This window comes from Roseibium hamelinense (genome assembly GCF_007830545.1).
GTDB lineage: Bacteria > Pseudomonadota > Alphaproteobacteria > Rhizobiales > Stappiaceae > Roseibium > Roseibium hamelinense.
In genome coordinates, this window is the sequence record NZ_VLLF01000005.1 from 252,884 (window position 1) to 278,993 (window position 26,110).

A 26,110-nucleotide genomic window follows, 5' to 3' on the forward strand; every position below is an offset into this window, starting at 1 on the left:
CATGGCATAAAGTTTAGGGACCTGAAGCCGCGACGTCACCCACCTAAGCGAAAGATGACGGAAATTTAACCAGCAACGGACGCAGGAGGTACTTCTAGAGGTGTGATGCTCGCACCGTGATGGACCTTGTTCGAATACATCCGGGCATCAGCGACGCGGAGAAGATCTTCGATCGTGCTGGCATCATCAGGAAAAGCTGCGTGCCCTATGCTCGCATCGATTTCAATGGCAGCGCCTGCAAACACGAAGGTTCGACTCAAGCGCTCTTCTAGCCGCTCCACGAATGCGTCCCTTTCATCCCGGGACATGGTGCCGGTCGTCAAGACGATAAATTCATCGCCACCGACACGCGAAACGGTATCTGACAGCCGAACCTGGCGGGTAAGCCGTTGGCCAACTTCGACAAGCAATTGGTCTCCTACGGCATGACCATAGTTGTCGTTGACCGGTTTGAAGCCGTTCAAGTCAACAAAAAAGATCTCGAACCCCTCGCCGCTGCGGTCACACATGGCCGCGAGCTGCTTCATTCGCTCTTCCAAAAGGCGGCGATTTGCCAAGCCCGTGAGATCATCGTGCAGCGCCATTCGCCGCACCTTGTAAACTTCCAGTATCAACAGGAATGCCATACCGGCAAAAATCAATGTCGCCGTTGCACCCGACAGCCATGTAAGCCAGAGATTTCCGCCGGTGGTTTGCCATCCATTCTCAGGATACGCCAACACCTCCCATTCCGTCGTCCCGGGAAAGTGCACCGGCAGGGACACGACATCCTGCTCTGAGAGCTCTATACCGCCGTAAATCGCCTGCGTTCCGTTTTCAGAATAGGATAATATCTCCACTTGATAATCGCCCAGGCTTTCCTTCATACCGGATGCAACAATCAACTCCGATTGATCGATTGCTACAGTTGCCACGCCCCAATAGCGGCGTTCAGCCAACGGCTGGGCTGCAAAAGCCGGCGGGTATATCGGAATGCGGACCAAAAGTGCCTGACCGCCTTGCACGAGATTCACGGGTCCAACGATGACCTCGGACCTGCGGATCATCGCTTCCCGGATCGACGGCCATTGCTCGGCGTTTAACCGGTAATTCAAGCCAATTGCGCCCTCGTTTCCGACAAGCGGATAAATAAGGCTAAGGATGTTGTCCGGCGCAACCGCAATCAGTTTGATCACTGAATTTCCGTCCAGAAGCTCGGCACCCACCCTATTGAACAAGTCTTGATCAAGCGGCAAGCCGTCACGGTCGACAATGAGGGATCTGAGACCATTTCCTAGCGCGATTGCCTTGCCAATCTCACCTTCAAGCCGCGCCCGGGCCTCTGATAAGTGCGCAACAGCCTGTTGCTTGTGACGGGATTCGAGATTGTTTTCGACTACGCCGCCGACATGTACGGTCATGGCTGCTCCGGCGACCAAACACAGGCAGGCAACAAAAAGCGCCACCCAGCGTCCGTTGGATGTTTGCAATACCAGTGAGCGAAGACTTGGTTTCGTCATATTAACAGAATGCAGCCCATCGAATTAGACGAAACTTACGCTAGGAAAGTTAACACAAATTCCGACTAAAACAAAAAAGACCACCCAAAGGGTGGCCTTTAATTTTTTGCTTTATTGTAATAACTACTTACTGTCCCGGAAGCGGCATCGGATTCTCAGAAAGTTCCCGCAGATACGCAATCATGTCTGCGCGCTCCTCAGGCCGACGCAAACCAGCAAAGCCCATCGATGTTCCTGAGATATACTGCTTGGGAGCTGCCAGGAAGTTGTCCATTCCTTCGTAAGTCCATTCCGGCTTTTCCTCTCCATAGGCAGTCATGGCGGAGGAGTACCCGAAACCGTCAAGCCCACCGGGCTTGCGGCCCATCACATTCCAAAGTGCCGGTCCAACTTTATTGCCGCCACCCTGGTCGAACGAATGGCAAGCCGCGCATTTCTTCGCGACATTTTCGCCCGCGGATGCAGAGGCAGCCATGAGCCGCTCGCCAATCGGAACAACATCCGGCTCCGGCTCAACTTCCGAAGTGGAGTCCTCAGGGGTGGCCAGAACGATTTCATACCCTGGCTCGCCGGGAATAGTTGGCTCGAAAATGATGTCTGAGACAATCCCAACCCCCATGGTCAGGATCAGTACCATCAAAACCGCACCCGCGGCTTTGTTTAGCGTGAAGGAATCCATTCTTTCCGGCTCCGAGCTTATACGCGTCCGGGTCCGCGGCTTTGCCACGAACCCAACTACACCTCTTAAATTCGCGCGGACCCTACAAATTTTTTGACCTTGCTGTCCATAGGTTTAAAAGACCTCGAACTACGACATTCGGACGCGGAACCGGTTTTTCTACAGTTTCAAGACCTTCCACGCACTTTGGAGACCCTCGTGAGCCAAGCGCTAGTAATCATTCCGGCCAGAATGGCGGCCACCCGGCTACCCAACAAGCCGTTGGCCGACATTTGCGGCAAGCCCATGATCGTTCGCGTGTATGAACAGGCCCGGAATGCCGGTATTGGACGGATTGTAGTCGCTTGCGACCACCCGGACATCAAGTCAGCAGTCGAAGCTCAGGGTGGGGAGGCGGTCATGACCCGCCCCGACCACGAAAGCGGGTCAGATCGCGTATTCGAAGCCGCCGAACTCATCGACCCGGGAAAATCGATCGACACAATCCTAAACCTGCAAGGTGATGTACCACTGATCGCGCCATCCGCCGTCCGAGCGGCATTTACGCCTTTGCAGGATGAACAGGTTGATATCGGAACGATCATGACCGAAATCCGCGACCCGAAACAACAGTCAGACCCAAGCTATGTGAAGGCCGTGACATCACGAACCGCTTCAGGCCGCCATAGGGCGCTGTATTTTACGCGCGCCACCGCCCCAACAGGAGACGGGCCCCTGTACCAGCATATCGGTGTTTATGCCTACCGGCGGACAGCGCTAGATAGGTTCGTCAGCCTGCCACCTTCTCCCCTTGAGCTCCGCGAGAGACTGGAACAGCTTCGGGCTCTTGAAGCAGGCATGCGAATTGACGTTTCGATCATTGAAAGTGCCCCCATGGATGTCAACACTCCTGATGACCTCGATCGGGCCCGAAACGCATTGGCGTCCAATCCTTAATTCGAAGCGACTATAGAAAGATCCTTAATGAGCGACGTCAGAAAAATTGTGTTCCAAGGTGAACTGGGCGCAAACTCCCATATGGCTTGCCGCAATGTCTATCCGGATTTCGAAGCCGTGCCCTGCGCAACCTTCGAAGACTGTTTCGCCGCAATGGATGACGGTAGCGCCGAACTCGCCATGATCCCGATCGAAAACTCAGTCGCAGGCCGGGTCGCTGACATTCATCACCTGCTGCCCAGATCGAATCTCCACATCATTGGGGAGTATTTCCTTCCGATCCGGTTTCAGTTGATGGCACCCAAAGGCGCGAGCCTGGAAGGCTTAACGTCTGTTCAAAGCCACATCCATGCCTTGGGACAATGCCGCAAGATTATTCGCGAACTCGGGCTCAATGCCGTTGTCGGAGCTGACACGGCAGGTTCAGCTCGGCAGATCGCTGAGAAGAACGATTTCAGCACAGCGGCCCTTGCTCCAGAAATGGCAGCGGACATTTACGGGCTCGACATCCTCCGCCGCGATGTCGAGGATGAGGCCCACAACACAACGCGATTCGTGATACTGTCACGCGAAAAGCGGGAAGCCGCAAACAACGGTGACGCGACAATCACGAGCTTTATCTTCCGTGTCCGCAACGTCCCCGCCGCGCTCTACAAAGCACTCGGCGGGTTCGCGACCAATGGCGTAAACATGACGAAGCTCGAATCCTACCAACTGGAAGGCCAATTCTTTGCCTCAATGTTTTATGCTGACATTGAGGGGCATCCCGACGACCCCAGCGTCGCTCTTGCGATCGAAGAGCTCGCCTTTTTCTGTGCGGAATTGAATGTTGTCGGGGTCTACCGGGCCAGTCCATTTCGCGACAAAATCCGGGAACCAGAGGCAAACCGCGCTCTTCGTCCCAACCCGCAATCCTAACTGCTGATCAGGAATCTCCATGACCACTGCCCCCCGATTTGATGCCTTGTGCATCGGAAATGCCATTTGCGATGTGTTTTCCCATGTTGAGGAGGATTTCCTCGTCTCCGAAGACTTGACCAAGGGCATGATGCGCCTCATCGACACGGACGAAGCTGTGAGACTGTTTGGCAAGATGGGCCAAACGGTCAGGATCTCGGGCGGCAGCGCCGGCAACACCGCCGCCGGGATAGCGTCTTTGGGAGGTGCACCGGCGTTTTTCGGCAAGGTCGCAGAAGATGAATTGGGCGACAGCTATGTGCACGACATGCGCGGAACCGGCGTACACTATGATACACCACGCCTTGAAAACGACTTGCCGACCGCAAGGTCAATGATTTTGATCACCCCAGACGGCGAGCGCACCATGAACACGTATCTCGGTGCTTGTACGAAGTTTGGCCCTGAAGACGTCGATGCGGAAATCGTCGCACAGTCAGCCGTGACCTATATGGAAGGCTATCTCTGGGATCCGGAGGAGGCGAAAAAAGCATTCTTGAAATCAGCCGAAATCGCGCACCAGAACAAACGCCGGGTTGCCATTGCATTGTCGGACTCGTTTTGCGTCGATCGCTACCGTTCCGAATTCATCGGTTTGTTGAAGGATGGCGTCGTCGATCTCATGTTCGCCAATGATCATGAGCTCAAGGCGCTGTACGAAACATCCGATCTGGATGCAGCGATCATTGCAGCAAGAGAAAGCGGCGCCCTTACTGCCCTGACGCTCGGAGAAGACGGCGCAATGGCAATCAGCCGGGAGGAAACTGTCAAGGTCGGTGCACAAGACGTCCCGAATGTTGTGGACTTGACCGGAGCAGGTGACTTATTCGCGTCCGGTTTCCTTTTCGGGCTTGCCCGAGACTATGACCTAAAATCGGCTGCGGAATTGGGCTGCTTGTGTGCAGCCAATGTCATCGGGCACGTTGGCGCCCGGCCGGAACGCCCGCTTAGACAAGTCGCCGGGCAAAACGGCTTTGAACTCTAAATATTACAATCGGCACAAGCCCGCATTCAATCGGGCTTGTGCCATGTAAATCCTTCTACGCGGCGAGATCCTGAACGCTGACGATCTTGCCGTCTTCATCCAGGCGGTAGATCACCGGAGCCCCCGTTCCCAGTTCGCGCTTGAGAATTTCATCCGGAGTCAATCCTTCCAGTTCCATAATGAGCGCGCGCAGAGAATTGCCGTGTGCTGCTACGATGGTCTTCTTTCCGGACAAAACCAGCGGCAATATCTCCTTTTTAAAGTAGGGAAGAACCCTTTCTGCCGTCATTTTCAAGCTTTCTCCACCTGGCGGCGGCACATCAAAAGACCGACGCCAAATGTGAACTTGCTCTTCGCCGAATTTATCGCGCGCCTCATCTTTGTTCATACCGGTTAAATCACCATAGTCGCGCTCATTGAGCGCCTGGTTTTGAATGGTTTCCAGCCCAGTCTGATCCAACTCTTCAAGAATAAGCCCGAGTGTTCGCTGCGCACGGCTGAGATCGGATGTGAAGGCAATGTCGAAAGCAAATTTCAGGTCACGCAGTTCCTGCCCTGCGCGTTTTGCCTCGGCAACCCCCTGTTCGGTCAGGTCTGGATCTTTCCAGCCGGTAAACAGGTTTTTCAAATTCCACTCGCTTTGACCGTGACGGACCAGCACCAAAAGGCGTTCCATGGCCATTCTCCTTCGATTTCCCAAAACTGATGGTTAGTCCTTTAAACCGAGCACATCCGCCATGGAATAATATCCCGGTTTCATTTTGTATCCCCACAGTGCTGCCCTGACTGCGCCGCGTGCAAAAAGCTGCCGATCCTCCGCCCTGTGGGTCAATTCGATGCGCTCGCCGTTGCCGGCAAAAATGACCAAATGTTCGCCGATCACAGACCCACCGCGAAGCGTCGCAAAGCCTATATCGCCTGAATTGCGTTCTCCGGTAATTCCGTCGCGGCTGCGAACCGACCGCTGAGCAAGATCTATCTCACGGCCTTCGGCGGCCGCCTCACCGAGCAGCAGTGCAGTTCCAGAAGGTGCATCCACCTTGTGCCGGTGATGCATTTCGACGATCTCAATATCGAAGTCGTCGCCAAGAGCCCGCGCAGTCTGCCTCGCGAGATAAGCAAGTAAATTGACGCCAAGACTCATGTTGCCGGACTTGATGATTCTCGCATGCCGGGCGGCCACATGGAGCGGACCTTCCTGGTTGGCCGTCCAGCCGGTCGTACCGATCACATGCACGATACGCGCCTGAGCAGCAAGCTCGGCAAACCAAAGTGAAGCTTGGGGGGCCGTGAAGTCCAAAACCCCGTCCGCCCTGGCAAAGGCTGAAAGCGGATCATCGGTAATGGGAACATTGAGATCTCCGAGCCCGGCCAGACGACCTGCATCAAGCCCCACTTCAGGTGCTTCCGGACGCTCGATTGCAGCGCATAATTCGGCGCCATCTTGCTCGTGCACAGCGCGCACGAGCGCTTTTCCCATGCGGCCCGCGGCCCCAACTACGACAAGACGCATTGCGCTATCCCTAACCAGATTTCTTGCGATGTGCAGGGGGATATATCAGGTTGTCAGCGGCAGGCAAACCGACTCCATACGGGCGTTTACGGTATATGTGCCGATTTGCGACGTGTTTCCTAAAGTCACTTGCAAAAACTATTTCGACACCCGCGGTGCGATGCAAAACACCGCAGGTTTAATTGTCTGCCAACCCCTTCGGCAAACAAATCAAAGTGAATTCATAAAGAATAAACTCGTGGCAGTGCATGGTTGCATCCTGCAAAACCCAGTAACGGTTCAGCCGGACAACCCCGAATTTCCCGAAACGCTGACAGGTAGAAACTTGCGCAATAACGTATCGATACAACGATAGGCTGGCAGGGCGTCTCAATGACGAAACATAAAGGTGTTCGGTACAGCTGGTTCGCAATTGGCCTTTACAGCCTTGGCCTGATCATCACGACGCTTGTTCTTTTTGCCATCACATATGCCGGCAGCATCTCAATTGCGCGCCAGGAATCGATGCATACCGCCGACAAAGAAAACGCGTTGATACGCCTCGTTTTCGAACAGCATTTTCAGCAACTGGAGTATCGTCTGCGCCGGACTGCAGCCGACAAGGATCTTGCATCGGCTTTGTTGGATGGCAACTTGCCAGATGCCCTATATTTGCTGGAGCGCCTGAACACGGAAAGCGCAAGCTCGTTGATTGACGTGATCATAGTCGAAGCTGAAGATCAGCGCGCTTGGCTGGATGCGAGCTTACTGCCAGGCGCAACCAAGGCTTTCGATCTGAAAAGGCGCGAAACTCTCGCTCCGGACGTTTGGCAAACCATCCAGGTTTCTGATGAACAAGGCGGCGACGTTTATCGGGCGCTTTCCTTGAGGATTACCCATCCGCAGACACACCGGCCGATCGGCAGATTGTTCGCTGCCGTCAAATTGAATGATTCCTATTTTCTAATGGGCGCCATCGCCAGAGTTTTGAACACAGAGAACCTGCAGCTGTTCTATCGATCCGAGCCGATCGCGTCTCTGGGCGAACAGGATAAGCTGAACAGGCTGTCCGGCCTTGCCACCGAGCTCAGGCAGAGCGGGCATGTGCTCGACGATGGGCTTTTGGCGCTTGGCACCACCCTCGATGAGTATGAAAAAGAGCAACCGCTTCTGTTTACTGCAATTCATCCAAGCGAAGCGTTGTCGAACGTGCAAGAGACCTACCGGAATCTCTTCGGTCCATTCCTGCTGTACGCGGTCCTCGCTGCCGTTGTTGCCTCGCTTTTGTTGAAGAGGGTGACATCTCCGGCCCTTCAGAAACTGATGGCGTACGCGCGCTTCATGAGCCGCAGCAAGCATATTACCGGCTATCAGCCCGGGCAGATCCTGGAATTCAATGTACTCGCAGACATGTTCAAAGAGGCATTCGAAAGTGTTCGTGACACTGACGCTCAATTCCGGGAGTTGATTGACGGGTCTTTGCAAGGTGTTCTGGTACACGCTGATCAACGGATTCTTTATGCCAATGATGCCCTTTTGAAAATTTTGGGACACGATCCCGCCGAAAAGGAAGATCTCATCGGCGGTGCGACCATGAGCATCTACGCACCTTCCGAACGCGAACGTATGCTGTCCTACTACAATCCGCGTACGAATGGCGGTCTCGCACCGCGTGTTTATGAAGTCAAAGGTGCCCGGAGCGATGGGAGCGAGGTCTGGCTTGAGCAGCACGTGCGCATGACCAGCTGGGATGGAAAAGAGGCTTTTTACGCGACAATTACCGACATTACAGAGCGAAAACGTCAGGAAGCCCTCATTGTGCAGCATGCGCACTACGATGCGTTGACCGGCTTGCCGAACCGGACCCTGTTTATGGATCGGCTGGCGCAAGAAACGAAACGTGCGATGGATCGCGGCGATTTGTGTGCGGTGCTGTACATAGATCTCGACAGATTCAAAACCATCAACGAGAGCCATGGCCACACGTATGGGGATCGGCTTATACAAATTGCAGCAGAACGCATCAAAAGCGCATTGCCTCAGGGCCAGACAATGGCAAGGCTGAGCGGCGACGAATTTGCCGTTATCCTCACTGAAATACAGGATGAATGGTCGGTCGAAAGCGTCGCCAGCGCAATTTTGAAAAACCTTGCGAATGTTGTGACAATGGATAATGCCGACGATTTTTATGTGACTGGTAGTATCGGCATTGCGGTCAGTCCAAGTGATGGCAACTCGATAGAGGCGCTCTTGCGTCATGTCGACATGGCTATGTATCAAGCCAAATCTGAGGGCGGCAACACATTCAGTTTCTTCTCGAAGCGCCTCGACCGCAAGACCAACCGGGCGATCAAGCTCGAGACGGCGCTCAGACGTGCCATTGCCGAAGAGACCATTGAGCTCCACTTCCAACCAATCCACGACTTTCAAACCGGGTCCATTGCATCCTGTGAGGTACTGGCACGGTGGTCGCATCCGGAGCTGGGCCGCGTACCTCCAGATGAATTCATCCCAATTGCCGAAGAGAGCGGTCTTATCGTTCCGCTTGGTATCTGGATTCTCAGGCGGTCCTGTCAGACATTTCAGTCTTTACAGCGTTCAGGTTTCACCCTGCCGAAAATCAGTGTGAACATTTCACCTCGCCAGTGCCGGGAAGCCGGATTTGCCGATACGGTTGCCTACATTCTCGACGAAACGGGCATGACACCGGACTGCCTCCAACTCGAAATCACTGAAAGCGTGATGTTTGACAACCGGCGTATTGATCCGGCTGAAGTCCTCACAGACCTAAAAAATCTAGGGATCCATCTGTCTCTGGATGATTTTGGAACCGGCTTCTCGTCGCTCAGTTATTTGAAGCAGCTTCCCATCGACACATTGAAGATCGATCGTTCTTTTATCAAAGATATCGAAAATGATGCCGACGATCGCGCCCTGGTCTCAGCCATCATTTCAATGGCATCGAGCCTCGATATCCAGGTTGTGTCAGAAGGGGCCGAAAATGCGGCCCAATGTGAAATCCTGACAAAGATGGGCTGCCGCCTTATTCAAGGCTATCATATCAGCCGCCCAATGGCAGAAGCGGATTTCCGATCATACTTGCGGGCTGACGTTGCGTCAGAACACGCACAGGCCGTGGTGCAGGCCGGATAAAAACGAAACGCCGGCAAATCAGATTTGCCGGCGCACGGTTTTAGCTGGGTACCAATTAGGCTTCAGCTTCTTCTTTTTCGACTTCCTTGCCGGTCTCCTGGTCAACCACCTTCATGGAGAGGCGGACTTTACCGCGCTCGTCAAAGCCCATGAGCTTGACCCAGACCTTGTCGCCTTCCTTGACCACATCCGTGACCTTGGCAACTTTCTTCGGAGCCAGCTGGGAGATGTGGACCAGACCGTCCTTTGCTCCGAAGAAGTTGACGAAAGCGCCGAAGTCTACGCATTTCACGACGGTGCCTTCGTAGATGACGCCGACTTCCGGCTCAGCCGCAATGGAGTTGATCCAGTTGACGGCGGCCTTGATGGCCTTGCCATCGGAAGAGGCGATCTTGACTGTGCCATCATCCTCGATGTTGACCTTTGCACCGGTCTTTTCGACGATCTCGCGAATGACTTTACCGCCAGAACCGATGACTTCACGGATCTTGTCGACAGGGATTTTCATCATTTCGATGCGCGGAGCATGTTCACCGAGCTCAGACCGGGCTTCGGTCAGTGCGCTGGCCATTTCGCCAAGGATATGGATCCGGCCATCCTTTGCCTGCCCCAGCGCAACTTTCATGATCTCTTCGGTGATACCGTCGATCTTGATGTCCATCTGCAGCGAGGTGATACCGTTTTCGGAACCGGCAACCTTGAAGTCCATGTCCCCGAGGTGATCTTCATCGCCCAGGATGTCGGACAGAACAGCAAAGCGATCACCTTCCTTGATCAGGCCCATCGCAATGCCGGCAACCGGGCTTTTCAACGGAACACCGGCGTCCATGAGTGCGAGCGATGTCCCGCAAACGGTCGCCATGGAAGAAGAACCGTTTGATTCGGTGATCTCGGACACGATCCGTACGGTGTACGGGAAATCATGGTGAGCCGGCATCATCGGGTTGATTGCACGCCAGGCAAGTTTGCCGTGACCAATTTCGCGGCGCCCCGGGGAACCCATGCGGCCGGTTTCACCAACAGAGTATGGCGGGAAATTATAGTGCAGCATGAAGTGAGACTTAACGGTGCCTTCCAGCAGATCGATGAACTGCTCGTCTTCGCCGGTGCCGAGGGTCGCAACGACGAGGCCCTGTGTTTCACCACGGGTGAACAGGGAAGACCCGTGAGCGCGCGGCAGGATGCCGACTTCAGAGGAAATCTGGCGGACGGTAGACAGATCGCGGCCGTCGATGCGGGTGCCTGTATCGAGAATGCCGCCGCGGACGATTTCCGCTTCAAGCTTCTTAAATTGTTCGCCGAGAACCGTGGCCTCGACTGCTTCGCCTTCGGCCGCATTGGTGATAAGGGCCTCGACAACTTTTGCCTTGGCCGCGTCAACCGCGTTTTTGCGCTCGGTCTTGGATGTGATCTTGTAGGCCGCGGCCAGATCGCCGCCAGCGATTTCCTTGACCTTTGCAAAAAGGTCGGAGTAATCGGCGACGGAAAACTCACGCGGTTCTTTCGCTGCCGCTTCCGCCAGCTTGATGATCGCATCGATGACGGTCTGGAAGCCCTTGTGGCCGAACATGACGGCCCCGAGCATGGTGTCTTCATCCAACTCCTTGGCTTCGGACTCAACCATCAAAACGGCATCGTTCGTGCCGGCAACCACGAGATCCAGCGAGGACTCGGGCATGTCATCAACGAGCGGGTTGAGCACATATTCGCCGTTGATGTAACCGACGCGTGCGCCGCCGATCGGCCCCATAAACGGAACACCGGACAGCGTAAGAGCCGCTGAGGAAGCAACCATCGCCAGAATATCGGGCGCGTTTTCCAAATCGTGCGACAGAACGGTAATCACGACCTGTGTGTCGTTCTTGTAGCCATCGGCGAACAACGGACGGATCGGCCGGTCGATGAGCCGCGATGTCAGCGTTTCGTGTTCGCTCGGACGGCCTTCACGCTTGAAGTAACCACCCGGGATCTTACCGGCAGCAAACGCCTTTTCCTGGTAGTTGACGGTCAGCGGAAAGAAGTCCTGCCCCGGCTTCGGCTCTTTTGCGGACACAACAGTCGCCAGAACCTTGGTTTCCCCATAGGTCGCCATGACGGCGCCGTCTGCCTGGCGCGCAACCTTGCCTGTTTCCAAGACCAGAGGGCGCCCGCCCCAATCCACTTCGACGCGATGAATATCGAACATCATCATTCCTTAACATCTCTTGCCTGCTCCGCTGCCAATGATGCGCAGCCGTTCAAAGAGCAAACACGTTCCCGGTCGGCCCCGGATGGGCCGGTTACCGGCGGACAGGCCACGGGCAAGACAACAAGCTGCTTTCGCGGTTTTCGCGGAAAGAAGCTGGCAATCCTGCCCCATGACATGTCACGGGGTCTCTATAGAACTTTTGATGCCAAAAGGGAAACACTCAAAGAGACCGCGTTTTAAAGAAAAACGCGGCGGGTTTGGAACCCACCGCGCTTCTTTAATTCTTGGACAAACCTTAGCGGCGAATGCCAAGGCGTGAAATCAAAGACTTGTAGCGCTCTTCACTTTTGCCACGCGTGTAGTCCAAAAGGGACCGGCGCTGCGCAACCATCTTCAAAAGACCGCGGCGGGAGTGGTTGTCCTTGCCATGACCCTTGAAGTGTTCGGTGAGGTTGTTGATCCGCTCGGTCAGGATCGCGACCTGGACTTCCGGAGAACCGGTGTCGCCTTCTTTGGTGGCGTATTCCTTGATGAGCTCAGCTTTGCGCTCTGCAGTGATCGACATCGCTCTTCCTTTCAAGAGATAGGCCCGTTGACCGGGCACGTTGACATACCGGAAATCCGGCCTAATCCCTCCTGCGCCAGAGCCAAGATGTCGGTCAGCAAAGGTTTTGAAGGGACCAATTGGGCTTCAATGCCCAGTGGCGCCGGAATATGACGGAAAACCGCCGCAAACGCGAGTCCTTTTTGTGAAAACACCCCTAGCCCTGTCACACACCCGTGTACGCGGGACAGGACGGCAGGGCAAAGGATCCTCCGGTGGCCGTTTCCAACTGATTTTATGACTAGTTGTTCCCGAGAGTGAATGCCTGCTTCGCGAACACGGACTGCGCCTGCGGCAGGTTTTTCGGTAACTTGATCGCCCGAGACAGCAGCGCATACCGTTCCATGGCGGGATCATTCTGCAGCCCGACAAATGAGACGCTGCTTCCCGCATCGGAAACCGCCGCGCGCTGGAGGGACGCTAAAGAAGCCGGCGCCCCGTTCGGGTAACACAGCAGGCTGGAGATGGACTGTGACTGCGTATCCGGGATTGCATAGGGCGTGATCGAGACACTCTTTGGCTTTTGTAGTTGCTGTTGCTGTTGCTGTTGCTGTTGGCTTGTAAAGGTTGCCGTGAGTTCCCGGTATTCGATATTGGCATCCACATCGAGGTATTCGATATTGGAGAAGAACATCGTCTGTTGTGGTAATCCCTTGAACGACATCGGGATCCCATAGTCATCATTTTCGCCGATTTTTTGGACATAACCACCCATATCCGTCAACACTTCGGCCGCGCACATGTAACAGGGCAGCAACGAGCTGAACATGTAAAGCGTTGCGTTTTCTTGTTCCAGCAACCTTTGGTACAAGTGCTTGAAGACAAGGGGCGAATTTTTCGCCTGAACACAGGCTTGCAGATAGTCCATGACATAGGCGATCCGCGTTTCCGCATGGGCAGCCTTGTTGGTGCCCTTGATGTTCAGACTCTGCAGCAGCGGTTTGAAAACAGGTTGCCCTTGCGGACCATCCATTTTCAGCGCGGCAAACGCACCGATATTATAATTCTTGATTTCCTCGGGGTTTGTCTTTTTTCTCGCTTCAAACCAGCGATGTTGAATGTTGTTTAACACCCCGGAGATCGCATCTCTCTTTTCGAATTCAGCTATAGCCTGCAAGTCTTGCTGGCTTTCGACCCCCGTTTTTTCAGCACCAAATTGAAAATCACCGATATTTTTAGAAAATTCCTCTGAGTATACGCGAGATAGCTTAAAAACTCTCGCAATATTAGCACTTTGAATTTCTTTCTGTTCTTCTGAAGGATTCAATTTTTTAACGTAAAATGATCCGTCTTCACTCATTCCAATTTCGCCATCTTGCATTAGGTTTATTGTTTTTTGTCCACTGTAAATTTGCGCAACACTTTCGGCATTCAAATCACTATTAAATATCTTGATTTGTTTCTTTCCGATACCATCCTCGCAAATATAGAACAACGGCAGGACTGAATAACAAAGGTGTTCTTTCAACTTTTCAACACCACCATTTACGATCACTCCGACAAGATTCACAGCTTCGATATTGCCTTTAAACGCATCTATAGTCACTTTATCAGTGCAGAATTTACCCCCACCATTAGATGTGACGGGCCCCAATTTGTTCTTGATCCAGATAAGAACCGCGCACATCGGGCTGGGAAAAATCCCGTGTTTGAAATTGGTTTCAGGACCGCCTAACTCTACCAGTTTGTTTTGATCGGAATCACAATAGACAATGTAATTGCCGTTATTTAGAGTATTTTCGTCCGAAAATCTAATATCGACAAGAAACCCGATGTAATTCACCATCCCATATCTCCCGCGTTGTCTCCGTGGGCCGGCACCGGACTGCCATTGACCGGCAAAAGCGCTTCGGCCTTCCAATTGAGGACGGTTGCGGGTGGATAGTGTGAACAACAAGGTCGCCGCGTGGGCACAACGCACTGTGGGCGTGCCCCAACGCGCGGAAAGCGGTCGAGGGTTCCGGAACCACATGCCCAAAACGCTGTTTTGCCTGCCTGCCACGATGGGACGTCTGTGTTCCGGCCACAGCCCGCCGGAACAATGCCAAAGGCCTGGCCTACTCCGCCAGCTCGTCCTCGATCAGGTTAGCCGCTGCCAGTCCGGTCAGGTAGGCGCCGTGGGTCGTGCCGTGAAAATCGAAGGTCGTGTGCTCACCGGCAAACAGGACCGTGTTCGCCACCGGCTCTGCAAACCTGTCAAAATCGGCTGGCGTGTTGCCGGCAGCTGAATAGGAATACGCGCCAAACGTATGCGGGTCTTCCGACCAGCGGGTTGCCAAACGATCGTTGGGCTCGGGAATGCCGTCGCCGAACATGACGCGCAGCGCGCTCATGCAATCGGCAACCATTTCGGGATCGCTCATTTTCTCCGCAACAAACGGATAATCCCCGACACTCACCCCCAGCAGAATGTTTTCCGGGCTGAAGGTCCGGTAATTGAGAAAATAGTTCCAGCGCCCCTTCGGTTCGCTCATATAGCCAAAATACTGAACATCTTCCGGCCAAAAGGCCTGATCGAATTTCAATGCCAGTTTGGTAACGCTGCCGAAGCCGATCGTCTCGATGCTTTTTTGATGGGCTCCGGGCAGCGGCGGATCAAAGACGATAGCCCCTTTTTTTAAGACCCCAAGCGGAACCGTGCAGATAACAAAGTAGGATTCAAACGGACCATCTGACGTGTAAACGGCCGCACCATCGCCTTCCTCGTATTCGATGCGCTCGACCGCGGCACCGAAGCGAATATCAAGACCCTCCGCAAGACTTTTGACGATTTGATCATAGCCGTCCGTCAGAATGACATCCGCTCCGTCATACTCATCGTCCTCGTCAAAGTAATAGGCGGATAGCTTTTCTGTGGGACCGCCGGTCGAGAACTCCGTGTAGGCACTCATCATCCAGCGGAGAACGGGATCCTCCAAGCTGCCCTTGGAAACACGGCGGATCGCTTCAACCAAAGGCTGGTCGTTGTCAAACGTGTTGTCGATTCGGGTATATAGGCGCTCAAGGTCCAGATATTTTGCCTCAATGACGGAGGCCGGGACCGCTTCTCCATCCTTTGCAAAAACCTGATAGCTCTCGTCGGGCGTCACCAGGGTCGGTGCGCCGATATCTGCGGCAAGACCGGAGACCGGGTTGCCATCCGGTCCGTGGATCCAACCGGCGCCAACTTCAAACGGCGCGCCTAAAGACCAGTCCGTGCGAATCCGCCCCCCCACGTCAGAGGCCGCCTCCAGCACCACAACCGAGTATCCGAGTTCTTTGAGGCGCCGCGCCGCCGCAAGTCCCGAAATGCCAGCGCCAATGACGATGACATCAAAATCGTCATTTTGGGCAAGAGCCCGCCTACCTTCTATGAACGGAAGTGTCAAAGCCGTGGCAGCGCCGGCTTTCAGAAGCTTGCGCCTCGTCAGACGGCTTTGCAGGCTTGCGCGCCTTGTGTCCTTCATCATTCATCCGCCCTCCCAGCATCGGAGCGCAAGCAAAACGCTCCCCCCGCAGCATGCCATCAAGGTCTTCGAAGACTAAGTGAAAACTGCGCATGACCCAGAACAACAAGGTTCTTGAGCCTCAACCTAGGAGCTAAAGGTGAAACACCCGGCTTGGCTGGAAACGGCCTTTTTCGATCGAACCGACTGCCACCGGTACCCCGGCCTCACTGGCGAAGGCGACTTCGCAATTGAGCGGCGCGTCACGTCCGCGCAGAAGAACCGCCATACCCTGACGGATTCGCTGGGCATCGTCTTGTGTTATCGGGACTTCCACGAGATCTTCCATTGCCTCGCGGACCGGAAGAACAAACTCTTCAACAAGCGGCTCTATGCCGGCACCACCTTCAAGCTCTTCTGCGGCTTCGATCAAATCATCAAACGGCACCATGTCGTCTTCGCCGAACGGGCCAACCAGCAAGCGCCTGAGCTCCGTAACATGACCACAGCTACCAAGGCGGCGCCCGAGATCGCGAGCCATTGCACGGACATAGGTACCCTTCCCGCATTCAGCCTCAAAAACGGCCCGGTTTTCATCAGGGCAATCAACCAGTTCAAGGCGATGTACCTCGATCGGCCGCGCTTGCAGTGCAACCTCTTCGCCATCACGCGCAAGATCATAGGCCCGTTCGCCGGCGATCTTGATTGCTGAAAACTTCGGCGGGACCTGCATGATGGTGCCGATGAACTCCGGCAGGACGGACACAATGTCCTCCCGTCCGGGCCGGACATCCGAGGTCGCAACAATCTCGCCTTCGGTATCGTCCGTGTTGGTTTCCGCCCCCCAAGTTACTTCAAACCGGTAAACTTTCCGGCCATCCATTACAAAAGGCACGGTCTTGGTTGCTTCACCAAAGGCGACCGGCAGCAAGCCGGATGCCCTTGGGTCCAAGGTTCCTGCGTGCCCGACCTTCAAGGGCGAGAAAATGCGCTTGATCTTGCCCAGCGCCTCATTTGACGTGATCCCATAGGGCTTGTCGAGCACAAGCCAGCCGCTGATTGCATTCTTTTTCTTGCGGTTCTGCTGCCGCGCCATCGCCCTACCTGCTGGTCTTTTTCTTAGTCGTTGTTGTTGCCGCTGTTGTCGAGATCCCGGGCAACATCGGGAGAATGCAAGAGACTGCCTATACGGTCATCGTCATCGAACCGCGTGTCGGCGACAAAACGCAAGTCGGGCATATACTTCATCGTCAACCGGCGCGAGACGAGGCCACGCAGGTATTTCGCGCTTCTGTTCAAAGCTTTTTCGACCTTTTGCACATCACCGCCCCCAAGTGGCATGAAAAGGCACGTCGCCAGTTTCAGATCCGGGGTCATTCTGATCTCCGGAATAGTGATGATGACACCTTCAAGATCAGGGTCGCTTGCTTCCCCGCGGGTGAGAATGTCGGACAGTTCCTTGCGAACCGTTTCGCCAACGCGCAATTGGCGTTGCGACGGACCACGCTCGCCGCGTGCTGACTGTTTTGACATGTTCAGTTCCTGTGTTGGATGCACTGTAACGCCGGCGCCCAAAATGAGCGGCGCCGGCACAGCCGAATAACGACCGCACCGGCGCAATCAATCTTAAATCGCGACACCCTTAGAGGGTACGGGCAATTTCCTCAACGCGGAAGCACTCGATGATATCGCCTGGACGCATGTCCTGATAGTTGACGAAATTCATGCCGCATTCCTGACCCGACTCGACGGTCTTAACCTCATCCTTGAAGCGCTTGAGCGTGCCAAGCTTGCCTTCGTGGATAACGACATCGTCGCGGATGAGACGTACATTGGCACCGCGCTCGACGATCCCTTCGGTAACAAGACACCCGGCCACTTTGCCGACCTTGGAAATATGGAAGATTTCCTTGATCTCCGCGTTGCCAAGGAACGTTTCGCGGCGCTCTGGCGACAACAAACCGGACATCGCCGCCTTCACATCATCCACGAGATCGTAAATCACGTTGTAATAGCGGATTTCGATTCCATCGCGCTGCGCAGCTTCGCGTGCCTGCTTGTTGGCGCGAACGTTAAAGCCAACGATCGGCGCCTTTGACGCTGCGGCGAGAGTAACATCACTTTCGGTGATGCCGCCAACACCGGACAACAGGATGCGTGCGCTGACTTCGTCTGTGCCCAATTCGTTGAGGGCATGGACAATTGCTTCCGTCGAGCCTTGCACGTCGCCTTTCAAAACCAGCGGGAATTCCTTCTTACCGGTTTCCTGTAGACGGTTCATCATCTGCTCGAGAGAACCGCGGCTGCCAGAGGCAACAACAGAGGCCTTTTCGCGGATCTGACGCTGACGATATTCAACGATTTCGCGCGCACGGGCTTCGTTTTCGACGACAGCGACCATGTCACCTGCTTCCGGTGTGCCTTGGAAGCCAAGGACTTCGACCGGCTTGGACGGCGGTGCTTCTTTGACCTGTTTTCCGTCCTCGTCCAGCATGGCACGAACACGGCCCCACTCCGCGCCGGCAACGAGAATGTCGCCCGGCTTCAAAGTGCCTTTTTGAACCAACACTGTAGCAACCGGGCCGCGTCCACGATCCAGCTGCGCCTCGATCACAATACCCTCGGCAGTCCGGTCCGGATTGGCCTGAAGCTCGAGAACTTCCGACTGCAGGATGATCATCTCAAGCAACTTGTCGAGGTTCTGTCCAGATTTCGCCGAAACCTCAACGTCAATGACATCCCCGCCCATGGATTCAGTGACGAGTTCCTCAGAAAGCAGCTCGGTCCGAACCCGGTTCGGGTCAGAACCTTCCTTGTCTATCTTGTTGATCGCGATAATGATCGGGACGTCTGCTGCCTTCGCGTGCGCGATCGCTTCTTTTGTCTGCGGCATGACGCCATCATCAGCTGCGACAACCAGGATCACGATATCGGTCGATTTGGCACCGCGGGCTCGCATTTGCGAAAAGGCTGCGTGGCCTGGTGTATCGATGAATGTGATCTTTTGGCCGTCCTGCTCGATTTGATAAGCGCCAATATGCTGGGTGATCCCCCCGGCTTCGCCCGTCACCACCTTCGAATTCCGAATTGCATCAAGCAAAGAAGTTTTGCCGTGATCGACGTGACCCATAATGGTCACGACCGGCGGGCGCGGCTTCAGGTGTTCTGTGGTGTCTTCGATCGAGAACAGTCCCTCTTCGACGTCCGCCTCAGACACGCGTTTAACGGTATGCCCCATCTCCTCAGCAATCAACTCCGCTGTATCAGCGTCGATCACGTCGTTGATCTTCAGCATTTGACCCTGCTTCATCAGCAACTTGATCACATCGACAGCGCGTTCCGCCATCCGGTTGGCAAGTTCCTGAATTGTAATTGCTTCTGGCAGAATCACTTCACGAGAGATCTTCTCGCGAACAACCTGCTGCTGGCCCCGCTTTGCCTTTTCTTGACGCCGGCGCATAGATGCGAGCGAGCGCGAACGCTGCTCTTCTCCGCCGGTTGCCGCCGAAATCGTAAGCTTTGAACGTCGGCGGTCGTCGCCACCACGAGGGCGTGCAGGTGCAGGGGCCGGCTTTTGCCGAGTGACCGGCCGCAAGGCTTTGCTGCGGTTGTCATCTTCCTCTTCACCAGCACGGCCTTTCGGCGCTGCGGCAGCAGGCCGCTCGGCGCGGTTAGGCGCAGAACGCTCAGCCGACTTTGGAGCCGTTTTAGCCGGCTCAGGTGCCTGTTCAGCCTGGGGCTGCGGATTTTTGGCTTCTTCGGCCGCACGCTCAGCAGCAAGCTTGGCTTCTTCAGCCTCGCGCGCTTTGCGCTCTTCTTCCTCGGCCTTCAGACGCGCCTCTTCTTCGATCTTCCGCTGCGCTTCTTCAGCAGCACGGCGCGTGGCTTCCTCTTCGGCCCGCTTCTGCTCTTCAACTTCGCGTTCTTTGGCCAGCTTGAGTGCTGCGCTACGAGCGGCCGCCTCGTCCTTGGTCAGGGTGCGCAGAACATTGCCGCCACCCTTTTGGGAGCGCTGGCCAGAGGCAGAGCGGCGTGCTTGCTGAGCTTGCTGCGTGTCGGCAGGCTGTGGCTTGCGCGGTGGCGCTTCGCTTGGCTTTTCCAACCGCTGTGTGGTCAGGTTGGCTTGCTCAGGCTTTGGCTCTTGCCCGGGCACCACGACGCGACGCTTCTTCTTTTCCACGACGACAGCCTTTGAGCGGCCATGCGAAAAGGACTGACGTACAGTTCCCTGGTCGCCGCCGCCTCGCTTAAGGCCAAGCGTTTTGCCGCGCTCAACGCTGATTGTTTTGTCGCCTGGGTTTTTCGTATCGCTCATATTGCCTTCAGTCCTGCGCAACTGCACCGTTTGCGTTGCCGTGTTCATTTATGGCGGAATTCGACCGGAAAGCTTCCAATTCGCGCGCTCGCTTAAGGAAGTTTTCGCTCGCCCGACCCGCAAGCAGTGCAGCATGTATCACATTTGACCGACCCAATGCCAAATCCAATTGAGTCGAATCGAACAAACGGACAACGCTGTATCCGTTTGCCAGTTCATTTCCCTGAGCGGCAACAGCTCCAAGCTTTCGGATACCGTCATCCGAAGCATCGGTTGCGTGGACCAGTCCAATGACATCGCCCTGCCGCAGCGCCGCTTCGACCTTGGAAAACCCTGTTACCAACTCGCCGGCCTTCCGGCTCATGGACAGGGCCTGCAAGGCCGCATTCGTCATGAGCGCATCCACGCGCTCGCTCAGGCCCGGATCTACGCGCGCTTCTGTCTTGAAGCCGCGCGAAAACACCCGCTTTCCCTGTTTTTCAGCCGCCGCCACGGTGTCCGTGGTGGCAGTTACCCACACCCCCCTGCCGGGAAGCGTACGTTTCAGATCGGGAACCACCTGGTTCTCCGGATCAAGCACAAACCGGATTAACTGGGTAACCGGCAGAACCTCCCGGGTCACAGCACATTGCCGTTCCGTTGGCTCGTTTTTTCGCGGCACCCCGCCCTCCGTATGCCAAATTTTCCGTTCGCGCGACCTTTAATTCGCTCAACCGTTGAGAATCGCTCCGCCGACCTGCTCTTCAGGTTGTGCCGCATCCTCTTCGTCAGCCCCGTCGGCTTCTTCCCCAATATCTGCGTTCTGGGCAGCCAATTCCTCTTCGGTAATCCAGCCTGCCGCAAGACGCGCACTCATTACGATATTTTCCGCTTCCGCCCGTGACAGTGAAAAGCTGCTCAAGGTACCCTCGAACTTCTTAACTTCGCCGTCCTTGCGTTCAGTCCAGCCAACCAAGTCGTCTGCTGCGCAGCCGGCCAAGTCTTCCATCGACTTGATGTCGTCCTTACCAAGAGCAACCAGCATTGCCAAGGTGAGGCCGTCGATGGACCGCAGATCATCTGAAACTCCGAGCTCCTGACGCTCCTGGTCCAACTTTGATTCCAGTTCATCAAGATAGTCTCTTGCACGCGCCTGAATTTCTTCGGCGGTTTCGTCGTCGAAGCCTTCGATCTCGGAGATTTCTTCGATTTCGACATAGGCAACCTCTTCGACGGACGTGAAGCCCTCGGTTGCCAAAAGCTGGCCGACCATTTCGTCCACGTTCAGCGCATTCATGAACAGATCGGACCGCTCAACAAACTCTTTCTGACGGCGCTCTGATTCTTCGTTTTCCGTCATGATATCGATCGCCCAGCCTGTGAGCTGAGACGCAAGCCTCACGTTTTGGCCGCGGCGCCCGATGGCGAGGGACAATTGCTCATCCGGAACGACGACTTCGATGCGCTCGGCATCTTCATCGAGAACAACCTTCGCCACTTCCGCAGGCTGAAGTGCATTGACGATAAAGGTCGCGGGCTCTTCATTCCACGGAATGATGTCGATTTTTTCGCCCTGCAGCTCGCCGACAACAGCCTGAACGCGGCTACCGCGCATCCCTACACAGGCTCCAACCGGATCAATCGATGAGTCCTTGGAAATCACAGCAATCTTTGCGCGCGATCCAGGATCACGAGCAACAGACTTGATTTCGATCACACCGTCATAGATTTCCGGCACTTCTTGCGCGAACAGCTTCGCCATGAATTGCGGGTGCGTACGCGACAGGAATATTTGCGGACCACGCTGTTCCCGCCGAACATCATAGATGAAGGCGCGTATACGATCGCCTGTTCGGAAAATTTCGCGTGGGATCAACTCGTCACGGCGGACAATTCCCTCACCACGACCCAGATCAACAATCACGTTGCCGTACTCGGCTCGTTTGACCACTCCGTTTATGACTTCGCCGACACGATCCTTAAACTCGTCATATTGACGGTCGCGTTCGGCTTCGCGAACTTTTTGAACAATAACCTGTTTGGCGGACTGTGCCGCGATACGCCCAAAATCGAGAGGAGGAAGCGGTTCGGCGATAAAGTCACCGAGTGTTGCTTCCGGGTTCCGCGAACGTGCGTCTTCCAGAGCAATCTCCGTCGACATGTTTTCAACGTGTTCAACGACCTGAAGCAAACGTTGCAATCGGATGTCGCCGGTTTTGGCATTGATCTCTGCGCGGACTTCAGTCTCGGTGCCATAGCGCGACCGGGCAGCTTTCTGGATCGCATCTTCCATCGCAGCGATCACAATATTCCGGTCGATCGACTTTTCACGCGCAACCGCATCCGCGATTTGCAGCAGTTCAAGCCTGTTAGCGCTGATTGCCATCCGTTCTACTCCTTATGCGCCGGTCCTGATCTTTCGAACAGCGCGTTCTGCCATCCCTTTTGCGGGCACTGGCATCAGTTTGGCTTATTATCCTGTTCAAACGATTTGTTTTCCTGAGCAGCCAACGCGGCTTTTTCAGCCTGCAGTGCCGCCGTAATCAGATCGTCGGTCAATACCAGTTTCGCTTCGCCGATATCGTCAAGACGGATATCCACGGTATCCTCTTGATCGGCTTTAACGTCCGGCAGACGAACTTGCGCCGCGTCCCCATTTACGCCGAGCAATGTGCCGCGATAACGCTTTCGGCCATCCTGTGGAACCGCCAATTCCACTTTCATTTCATGGCCAGCCCAGCGCTCAAAATCGCTGGCACGCACCAATGGACGGTCAATTCCCGGCGAAGAGACCTCAAGATGATAGGCGCGATTGATCGGGTCTTCCACATCGAGTGCGGGCGAAACCGCCCTGCTGACAGATTCACAGTCCTCGACGGTCATAGTGCCATCGGGACGTTCTGCCATGATCTGCAGTGTACATCCGTTGGCCGCACTGATCTTAACCCGAACCAGACGATATCCAAGATCTTCGACCACGGGCTCGACAATGGCGGCCACACGAGCATCAAGTCCTGTCTCAACAACAATCCGAGGTTCTGGTGCGCTCACAATGCACTCCCGATTGCGCCGGGAAGACCCCGACGAAACTGCCAGCCCAGCAAACATACGATGGGCATCGATGCGACCTTCAACTGACTATGCAAAAAAGAGCGGGTCCTTTCCGGGCCCACTCTCAAACTGCTCATATAAGCCGGTCGAGGTGATTTCTCGGCTGTATACCTGCAAACACCCCCTAAAGGCAAGGCTAATCCGGATCTTTCGCCATTTGGCTCCAGAAGATCCCGCCTTACACGCGCCGAAACGTTAGGTACCGCGGTACCCGGCCTTCTCTAAGCGCCTTAGCTTCATACCTTGTGCCTGGCCAATTGGACCACGGCACCCTCCAGTCGGATGCGGTCTCAGCAGCCCACTCAAAGGCAGGATGGTCCCTGCAATGCTGGAGGGTCCAGTCGACATAGGTGTCGATATCGCTTGCGAATCGGAACTCACTGCCGTGCTTAAGCACTCTGGCATATCGATTAAGGTTTTCCGTATTGACGAAGCGCCGCTTCCAATGCCGTTTTTTCGGCCAAGGGTCTGGGTAGAGCTGGTATGCAAGGTCGACCGAGTCAGGCGGGAGCCAATCGAGGATGTGAGCAGCGTCATCATCATAGAGACGGACATTACGAATATTCTCATCCGAGATTGCAGCAACGACTTTTGCCATGCTGCCTATAAAGGGCTCGATGCCGATAATCCCGACGCCGGGGTTTTCTCTTGCCCGATGAAGAAGGTGCTCACCACCTCCGAAACCAACTTCAATCCAAACCGCATCTACCTTACTCGAAAACAAGGTTCTTATATCAGACGGCGCAGATGCGTGCAGGTCGAGCCTCATTTTCGGAAGAACATCTTCCATCAACGCGGTTCGCCGCGGGCTGAGCGGCTTGCCTTTCCGCCGACCGTAAAATGAGCCTTCGTAGCGATCAGTCATAATTAACAAGGGCCGCCGGTTTTCACCGGCGGCCGCCATCCCCTAAATAACGCGGTTCGATGTGTTATCCGGCAAGCGTCCGCAAGGCGTCAACCAAATCGGTCTTTTCCCACGAGAACCCGCCATCAGCAGCCGGTTCGCGACCGAAGTGACCGTAGGCCGCTGTCCGCTCATAGATCGGGCTGTTTAGATGCAGATGCTCCCGAATACCCCGAGGGCTCAAGCGCATCACGTCACGCAGGCCAGCTTCGAGTTTGGCTTCGTCACAACGGCCAGTGTCATGAAGGTTCATATACACTGAAAGCGGCTCGGACACCCCGATCGCATAAGACAGCTGAATGGTGCAGCGATCGGCAAGGTCCGCAGCTACAACGTTTTTGGCAAGATAACGGGCTGCATAGGCGGCAGAGCGGTCAACTTTTGTCGGGTCTTTGCCGGAGAAAGCACCACCGCCATGCGGGGCCGCTCCGCCGTATGTGTCCACTATGATCTTGCGGCCGGTCAAACCACAGTCGCCGTCCGGCCCACCGATAACGAAGGCGCCAGTCGGGTTTACGTGCCAAACGGTCTCATCGGAAATCCAACCGGACGGCAAGCAATCGCGGATATAAGGCTCCACGATCTGGCGTACATCCATGGATGTCAGGGTTTCATCCAAGTGCTGCGTCGACAACACAATGGATGTCACGCCAACCGGCAAGCCGTTTTCATAGCGGACAGTTACTTGGCTCTTGGCGTCCGGACCGAGCACTGCCTCCTGCCCAGATTTCCGGACCTCGGCCAGTTTCTTCAGTATCTTGTGTGAAAACAAGATTGGCGCCGGCATCAGTTCTTCAGTTTCACGGCACGCGTAACCAAACATAATGCCCTGATCACCAGCCCCTTCGTCCTTGTTGCCAGACGCATCAACCCCTTGCGCAATGTGCGCGGACTGTGCGTGCAAATGAACCGCGATGTCGCAGGTTTCCCAATGAAACCCCTCTTGAGCATACCCAATGTCTTTCACAGCCATCCGCGCCAAATGCGCAATATAGTCCTTCGTCAGGGACTCCGGACCTCGCGTTTCGCCAGCGATCACAATGCGATTGGTTGTGGCAAGGGTTTCGCACGCAACACGAGCATCAGGCATTTCTGAAAGATAGGCGTCGACCACTGCATCGGAGATGCGGTCGCAGACTTTGTCCGGGTGACCTTCGGACACAGACTCAGAGGTAAAAAGGTATTCTTGACGGGCCATTGGCAATCTCGTCCTTCTGGGAAACAATAAGACAGAAGCGGCGATGGGTATCGCCGCTTCAGCAGTCATCAATCTTTAAAGTTTGGGCTGACGTCAAGCACCCATTTGCGAAACTACTCGTCCCCTGCCAAGGCTCGCACAAGGTCAACCACCCGGCGGCGGACCTTTGGATCCTCGATTCGGACAAACGCCTTATTGAGCGAGAGCCCCTCAGAAGAGGACAGAAAATCGACAACGTAAGACGTCGGCTGGGACTCTCCAAACCCTTCGGCCTCGTCTGGTGTGCCTGGTGCATCCTCGAAGAAAAATGCAACAGGTACCTTCAAGATCGTCGCGATGTGTTGCAACCGGCTAGCCCCGATCCGGTTGGTCCCTTTTTCATATTTTTGGATCTGTTGGAACGTAATCCCAAGGCTCTCGCCCAGCTTTTCCTGACTCATTCCAAGCATCATGCGGCGAAGCCTCACGCGGCTACCAACATGAATATCAATCGGATTTGGGGACTTTTTACTCGACATCTGGAAGTCTTTCTTGTTTTTGGCGTTCATCCCGCCACTGGCCACCACAGTGAAAACGGCGACGCAGCGACTCCCAACCCCGCCACATCCGGGCATACCCCCTGCCCAAGACCGCTTTCGTAAACGACGCTTAATTAATAAGCGATATCACGGTTGTATCACGAATG

Annotated in this window: 21 protein-coding genes; 4 read left to right on the forward strand and 17 right to left on the reverse strand. The window is 55.0% G+C overall.

Annotated elements, in window-relative coordinates:
* Window positions 1–65: 65 nt before the first annotated feature.
* Both JM93_RS12225 and JM93_RS12230 read right to left on the reverse strand, forming a co-directional pair.
* A complete protein-coding gene (locus tag JM93_RS12225) occupies window positions 66–1,400 on the reverse strand; it encodes a diguanylate cyclase (RefSeq protein WP_208995135.1) in 1,335 nt (444 codons plus the stop codon).
* A 226-nt stretch (window positions 1,401–1,626) separates the two neighbouring features.
* On the reverse strand, window positions 1,627–2,178 hold the full coding sequence (locus JM93_RS12230; protein WP_145343723.1) for a c-type cytochrome: 552 nt from the start codon (window positions 2,176–2,178) through the stop codon (window positions 1,627–1,629).
* Between the two features lie 198 nt (window positions 2,179–2,376).
* Here JM93_RS12230 and JM93_RS12235 point away from each other — a divergent pair, with 198 nt between their 5' ends.
* The 3 genes from JM93_RS12235 to JM93_RS12245 are packed head-to-tail and all read left to right on the forward strand — an operon-like array spanning window position 2,377 to window position 5,056.
* Window positions 2,377–3,114: a 3-deoxy-manno-octulosonate cytidylyltransferase gene (locus tag JM93_RS12235; protein WP_145343725.1), complete on the forward strand. Its 738-nt coding sequence runs from the start codon at window positions 2,377–2,379 to the stop codon at window positions 3,112–3,114.
* A gap of 27 nt (window positions 3,115–3,141) precedes the next feature.
* Window positions 3,142–4,032 carry a prephenate dehydratase gene (locus JM93_RS12240; protein ID WP_145343727.1) on the forward strand — a complete coding sequence of 297 codons (891 nt, stop codon included), beginning with the start codon at window positions 3,142–3,144 and terminating at the stop codon, window positions 4,030–4,032.
* Between the two features lie 19 nt (window positions 4,033–4,051).
* The gene (locus JM93_RS12245; protein ID WP_145343729.1) at window positions 4,052–5,056 is read left to right on the forward strand and encodes an adenosine kinase; all 1,005 of its coding nucleotides are present in this window, start codon (window positions 4,052–4,054) and stop codon (window positions 5,054–5,056) included.
* A gap of 55 nt (window positions 5,057–5,111) precedes the next feature.
* Here the strand turns inward: JM93_RS12245 and JM93_RS12250 are convergent, their stop codons facing one another.
* Together JM93_RS12250 and dapB are read right to left on the reverse strand one after the other, a co-directional pair.
* Window positions 5,112–5,732 carry a 2,3-bisphosphoglycerate-dependent phosphoglycerate mutase gene (locus JM93_RS12250; RefSeq protein ID WP_145343731.1) on the reverse strand — a complete coding sequence of 207 codons (621 nt, stop codon included), beginning with the start codon at window positions 5,730–5,732 and terminating at the stop codon, window positions 5,112–5,114.
* Between the two features lie 33 nt (window positions 5,733–5,765).
* A complete protein-coding gene (dapB, locus tag JM93_RS12255; protein WP_145343733.1) occupies window positions 5,766–6,569 on the reverse strand; it encodes a 4-hydroxy-tetrahydrodipicolinate reductase in 804 nt (267 codons plus the stop codon).
* 372 nt (window positions 6,570–6,941) lie between these two features.
* Here dapB and JM93_RS12260 point away from each other — a divergent pair, with 372 nt between their 5' ends.
* Entirely contained in the window at window positions 6,942–9,701 is a 2,760-nt protein-coding gene (locus JM93_RS12260) for an EAL domain-containing protein (RefSeq protein ID WP_145343735.1), read from the forward strand.
* A 55-nt stretch (window positions 9,702–9,756) separates the two neighbouring features.
* Here the strand turns inward: JM93_RS12260 and pnp are convergent, their stop codons facing one another.
* The 13 genes from pnp to JM93_RS12325 all read right to left on the reverse strand — a co-directional run bounded on the left by pnp (window position 9,757) and on the right by JM93_RS12325 (window position 25,943).
* A complete protein-coding gene (gene pnp, locus JM93_RS12265) occupies window positions 9,757–11,886 on the reverse strand; it encodes a polyribonucleotide nucleotidyltransferase (protein WP_145343923.1) in 2,130 nt (709 codons plus the stop codon).
* Window positions 11,887–12,184: 298 nt separating this feature from the next.
* Window positions 12,185–12,454, reverse strand: coding sequence for a 30S ribosomal protein S15 (rpsO, locus tag JM93_RS12270; RefSeq protein ID WP_145343737.1), 270 nt, complete (start codon window positions 12,452–12,454; stop codon window positions 12,185–12,187).
* Window positions 12,455–12,734: 280 nt separating this feature from the next.
* On the reverse strand, window positions 12,735–14,279 hold the full coding sequence (locus JM93_RS12275) for a hypothetical protein (protein WP_145343739.1): 1,545 nt from the start codon (window positions 14,277–14,279) through the stop codon (window positions 12,735–12,737).
* 271 nt (window positions 14,280–14,550) lie between these two features.
* The gene (locus JM93_RS12280; RefSeq protein ID WP_145343741.1) at window positions 14,551–15,942 is read right to left on the reverse strand and encodes a flavin monoamine oxidase family protein; all 1,392 of its coding nucleotides are present in this window, start codon (window positions 15,940–15,942) and stop codon (window positions 14,551–14,553) included.
* 130 nt (window positions 15,943–16,072) lie between these two features.
* Window positions 16,073–17,014 carry a tRNA pseudouridine(55) synthase TruB gene (gene truB / locus JM93_RS12285; RefSeq protein ID WP_145343743.1) on the reverse strand — a complete coding sequence of 314 codons (942 nt, stop codon included), beginning with the start codon at window positions 17,012–17,014 and terminating at the stop codon, window positions 16,073–16,075.
* A 23-nt stretch (window positions 17,015–17,037) separates the two neighbouring features.
* Window positions 17,038–17,451 carry a 30S ribosome-binding factor RbfA gene (rbfA, locus tag JM93_RS12290; RefSeq protein ID WP_145343745.1) on the reverse strand — a complete coding sequence of 138 codons (414 nt, stop codon included), beginning with the start codon at window positions 17,449–17,451 and terminating at the stop codon, window positions 17,038–17,040.
* A gap of 109 nt (window positions 17,452–17,560) precedes the next feature.
* A complete protein-coding gene (gene infB / locus JM93_RS12295; protein ID WP_145343747.1) occupies window positions 17,561–20,233 on the reverse strand; it encodes a translation initiation factor IF-2 in 2,673 nt (890 codons plus the stop codon).
* A gap of 7 nt (window positions 20,234–20,240) precedes the next feature.
* Window positions 20,241–20,894 carry an RNA-binding protein gene (locus JM93_RS12300; RefSeq protein ID WP_145343749.1) on the reverse strand — a complete coding sequence of 218 codons (654 nt, stop codon included), beginning with the start codon at window positions 20,892–20,894 and terminating at the stop codon, window positions 20,241–20,243.
* Between the two features lie 48 nt (window positions 20,895–20,942).
* Window positions 20,943–22,598: a transcription termination factor NusA gene (gene nusA, locus JM93_RS12305; RefSeq protein ID WP_145343751.1), complete on the reverse strand. Its 1,656-nt coding sequence runs from the start codon at window positions 22,596–22,598 to the stop codon at window positions 20,943–20,945.
* A 74-nt stretch (window positions 22,599–22,672) separates the two neighbouring features.
* The gene (rimP, locus tag JM93_RS12310; RefSeq protein ID WP_145343753.1) at window positions 22,673–23,263 is read right to left on the reverse strand and encodes a ribosome maturation factor RimP; all 591 of its coding nucleotides are present in this window, start codon (window positions 23,261–23,263) and stop codon (window positions 22,673–22,675) included.
* Between the two features lie 238 nt (window positions 23,264–23,501).
* Window positions 23,502–24,188 carry a tRNA (guanine(46)-N(7))-methyltransferase TrmB gene (trmB, locus tag JM93_RS12315; RefSeq protein WP_145343755.1) on the reverse strand — a complete coding sequence of 229 codons (687 nt, stop codon included), beginning with the start codon at window positions 24,186–24,188 and terminating at the stop codon, window positions 23,502–23,504.
* 64 nt (window positions 24,189–24,252) lie between these two features.
* The gene (gene metK, locus JM93_RS12320) at window positions 24,253–25,425 is read right to left on the reverse strand and encodes a methionine adenosyltransferase (protein ID WP_145343757.1); all 1,173 of its coding nucleotides are present in this window, start codon (window positions 25,423–25,425) and stop codon (window positions 24,253–24,255) included.
* A gap of 113 nt (window positions 25,426–25,538) precedes the next feature.
* Entirely contained in the window at window positions 25,539–25,943 is a 405-nt protein-coding gene (locus JM93_RS12325) for a helix-turn-helix domain-containing protein (protein ID WP_145343925.1), read from the reverse strand.
* Between the last annotated feature and the right edge of the window lie 167 nt (window positions 25,944–26,110).

Bases quoted from the DNA above. Each gene is read 5' to 3' on its own strand.
- JM93_RS12240 (WP_145343727.1), top strand. From the start codon at position 3,142: ATGAGCGACGTCAGAAAAATTGTGTTCCAAGGTGAACTGGGCGCAAAC.
- JM93_RS12275 (WP_145343739.1), bottom strand. From the start codon at position 14,279: ATGGTGAATTACATCGGGTTTCTTGTCGATATTAGATTTTCGGACGAA.
- metK (WP_145343757.1), bottom strand. From the start codon at position 25,425: ATGGCCCGTCAAGAATACCTTTTTACCTCTGAGTCTGTGTCCGAAGGT.
- JM93_RS12225 (WP_208995135.1), bottom strand. From the start codon at position 1,400: ATGACCGTACATGTCGGCGGCGTAGTCGAAAACAATCTCGAATCCCGT.
- JM93_RS12250 (WP_145343731.1), bottom strand. From the start codon at position 5,732: ATGGAACGCCTTTTGGTGCTGGTCCGTCACGGTCAAAGCGAGTGGAAT.
- trmB (WP_145343755.1), bottom strand. From the start codon at position 24,188: ATGACTGATCGCTACGAAGGCTCATTTTACGGTCGGCGGAAAGGCAAG.
- JM93_RS12325 (WP_145343925.1), bottom strand. From the start codon at position 25,943: ATGTCGAGTAAAAAGTCCCCAAATCCGATTGATATTCATGTTGGTAGC.
- JM93_RS12280 (WP_145343741.1), bottom strand. From the start codon at position 15,942: ATGATGAAGGACACAAGGCGCGCAAGCCTGCAAAGCCGTCTGACGAGG.
- rbfA (WP_145343745.1), bottom strand. From the start codon at position 17,451: ATGTCAAAACAGTCAGCACGCGGCGAGCGTGGTCCGTCGCAACGCCAA.
- rpsO (WP_145343737.1), bottom strand. From the start codon at position 12,454: ATGTCGATCACTGCAGAGCGCAAAGCTGAGCTCATCAAGGAATACGCC.
- JM93_RS12260 (WP_145343735.1), top strand. From the start codon at position 6,942: ATGACGAAACATAAAGGTGTTCGGTACAGCTGGTTCGCAATTGGCCTT.
- JM93_RS12245 (WP_145343729.1), top strand. From the start codon at position 4,052: ATGACCACTGCCCCCCGATTTGATGCCTTGTGCATCGGAAATGCCATT.
- infB (WP_145343747.1), bottom strand. From the start codon at position 20,233: ATGAGCGATACGAAAAACCCAGGCGACAAAACAATCAGCGTTGAGCGC.
- truB (WP_145343743.1), bottom strand. From the start codon at position 17,014: ATGGCGCGGCAGCAGAACCGCAAGAAAAAGAATGCAATCAGCGGCTGG.
- dapB (WP_145343733.1), bottom strand. From the start codon at position 6,569: ATGCGTCTTGTCGTAGTTGGGGCCGCGGGCCGCATGGGAAAAGCGCTC.
- pnp (WP_145343923.1), bottom strand. From the start codon at position 11,886: ATGTTCGATATTCATCGCGTCGAAGTGGATTGGGGCGGGCGCCCTCTG.
- JM93_RS12230 (WP_145343723.1), bottom strand. From the start codon at position 2,178: ATGGATTCCTTCACGCTAAACAAAGCCGCGGGTGCGGTTTTGATGGTA.
- nusA (WP_145343751.1), bottom strand. From the start codon at position 22,598: ATGGCAATCAGCGCTAACAGGCTTGAACTGCTGCAAATCGCGGATGCG.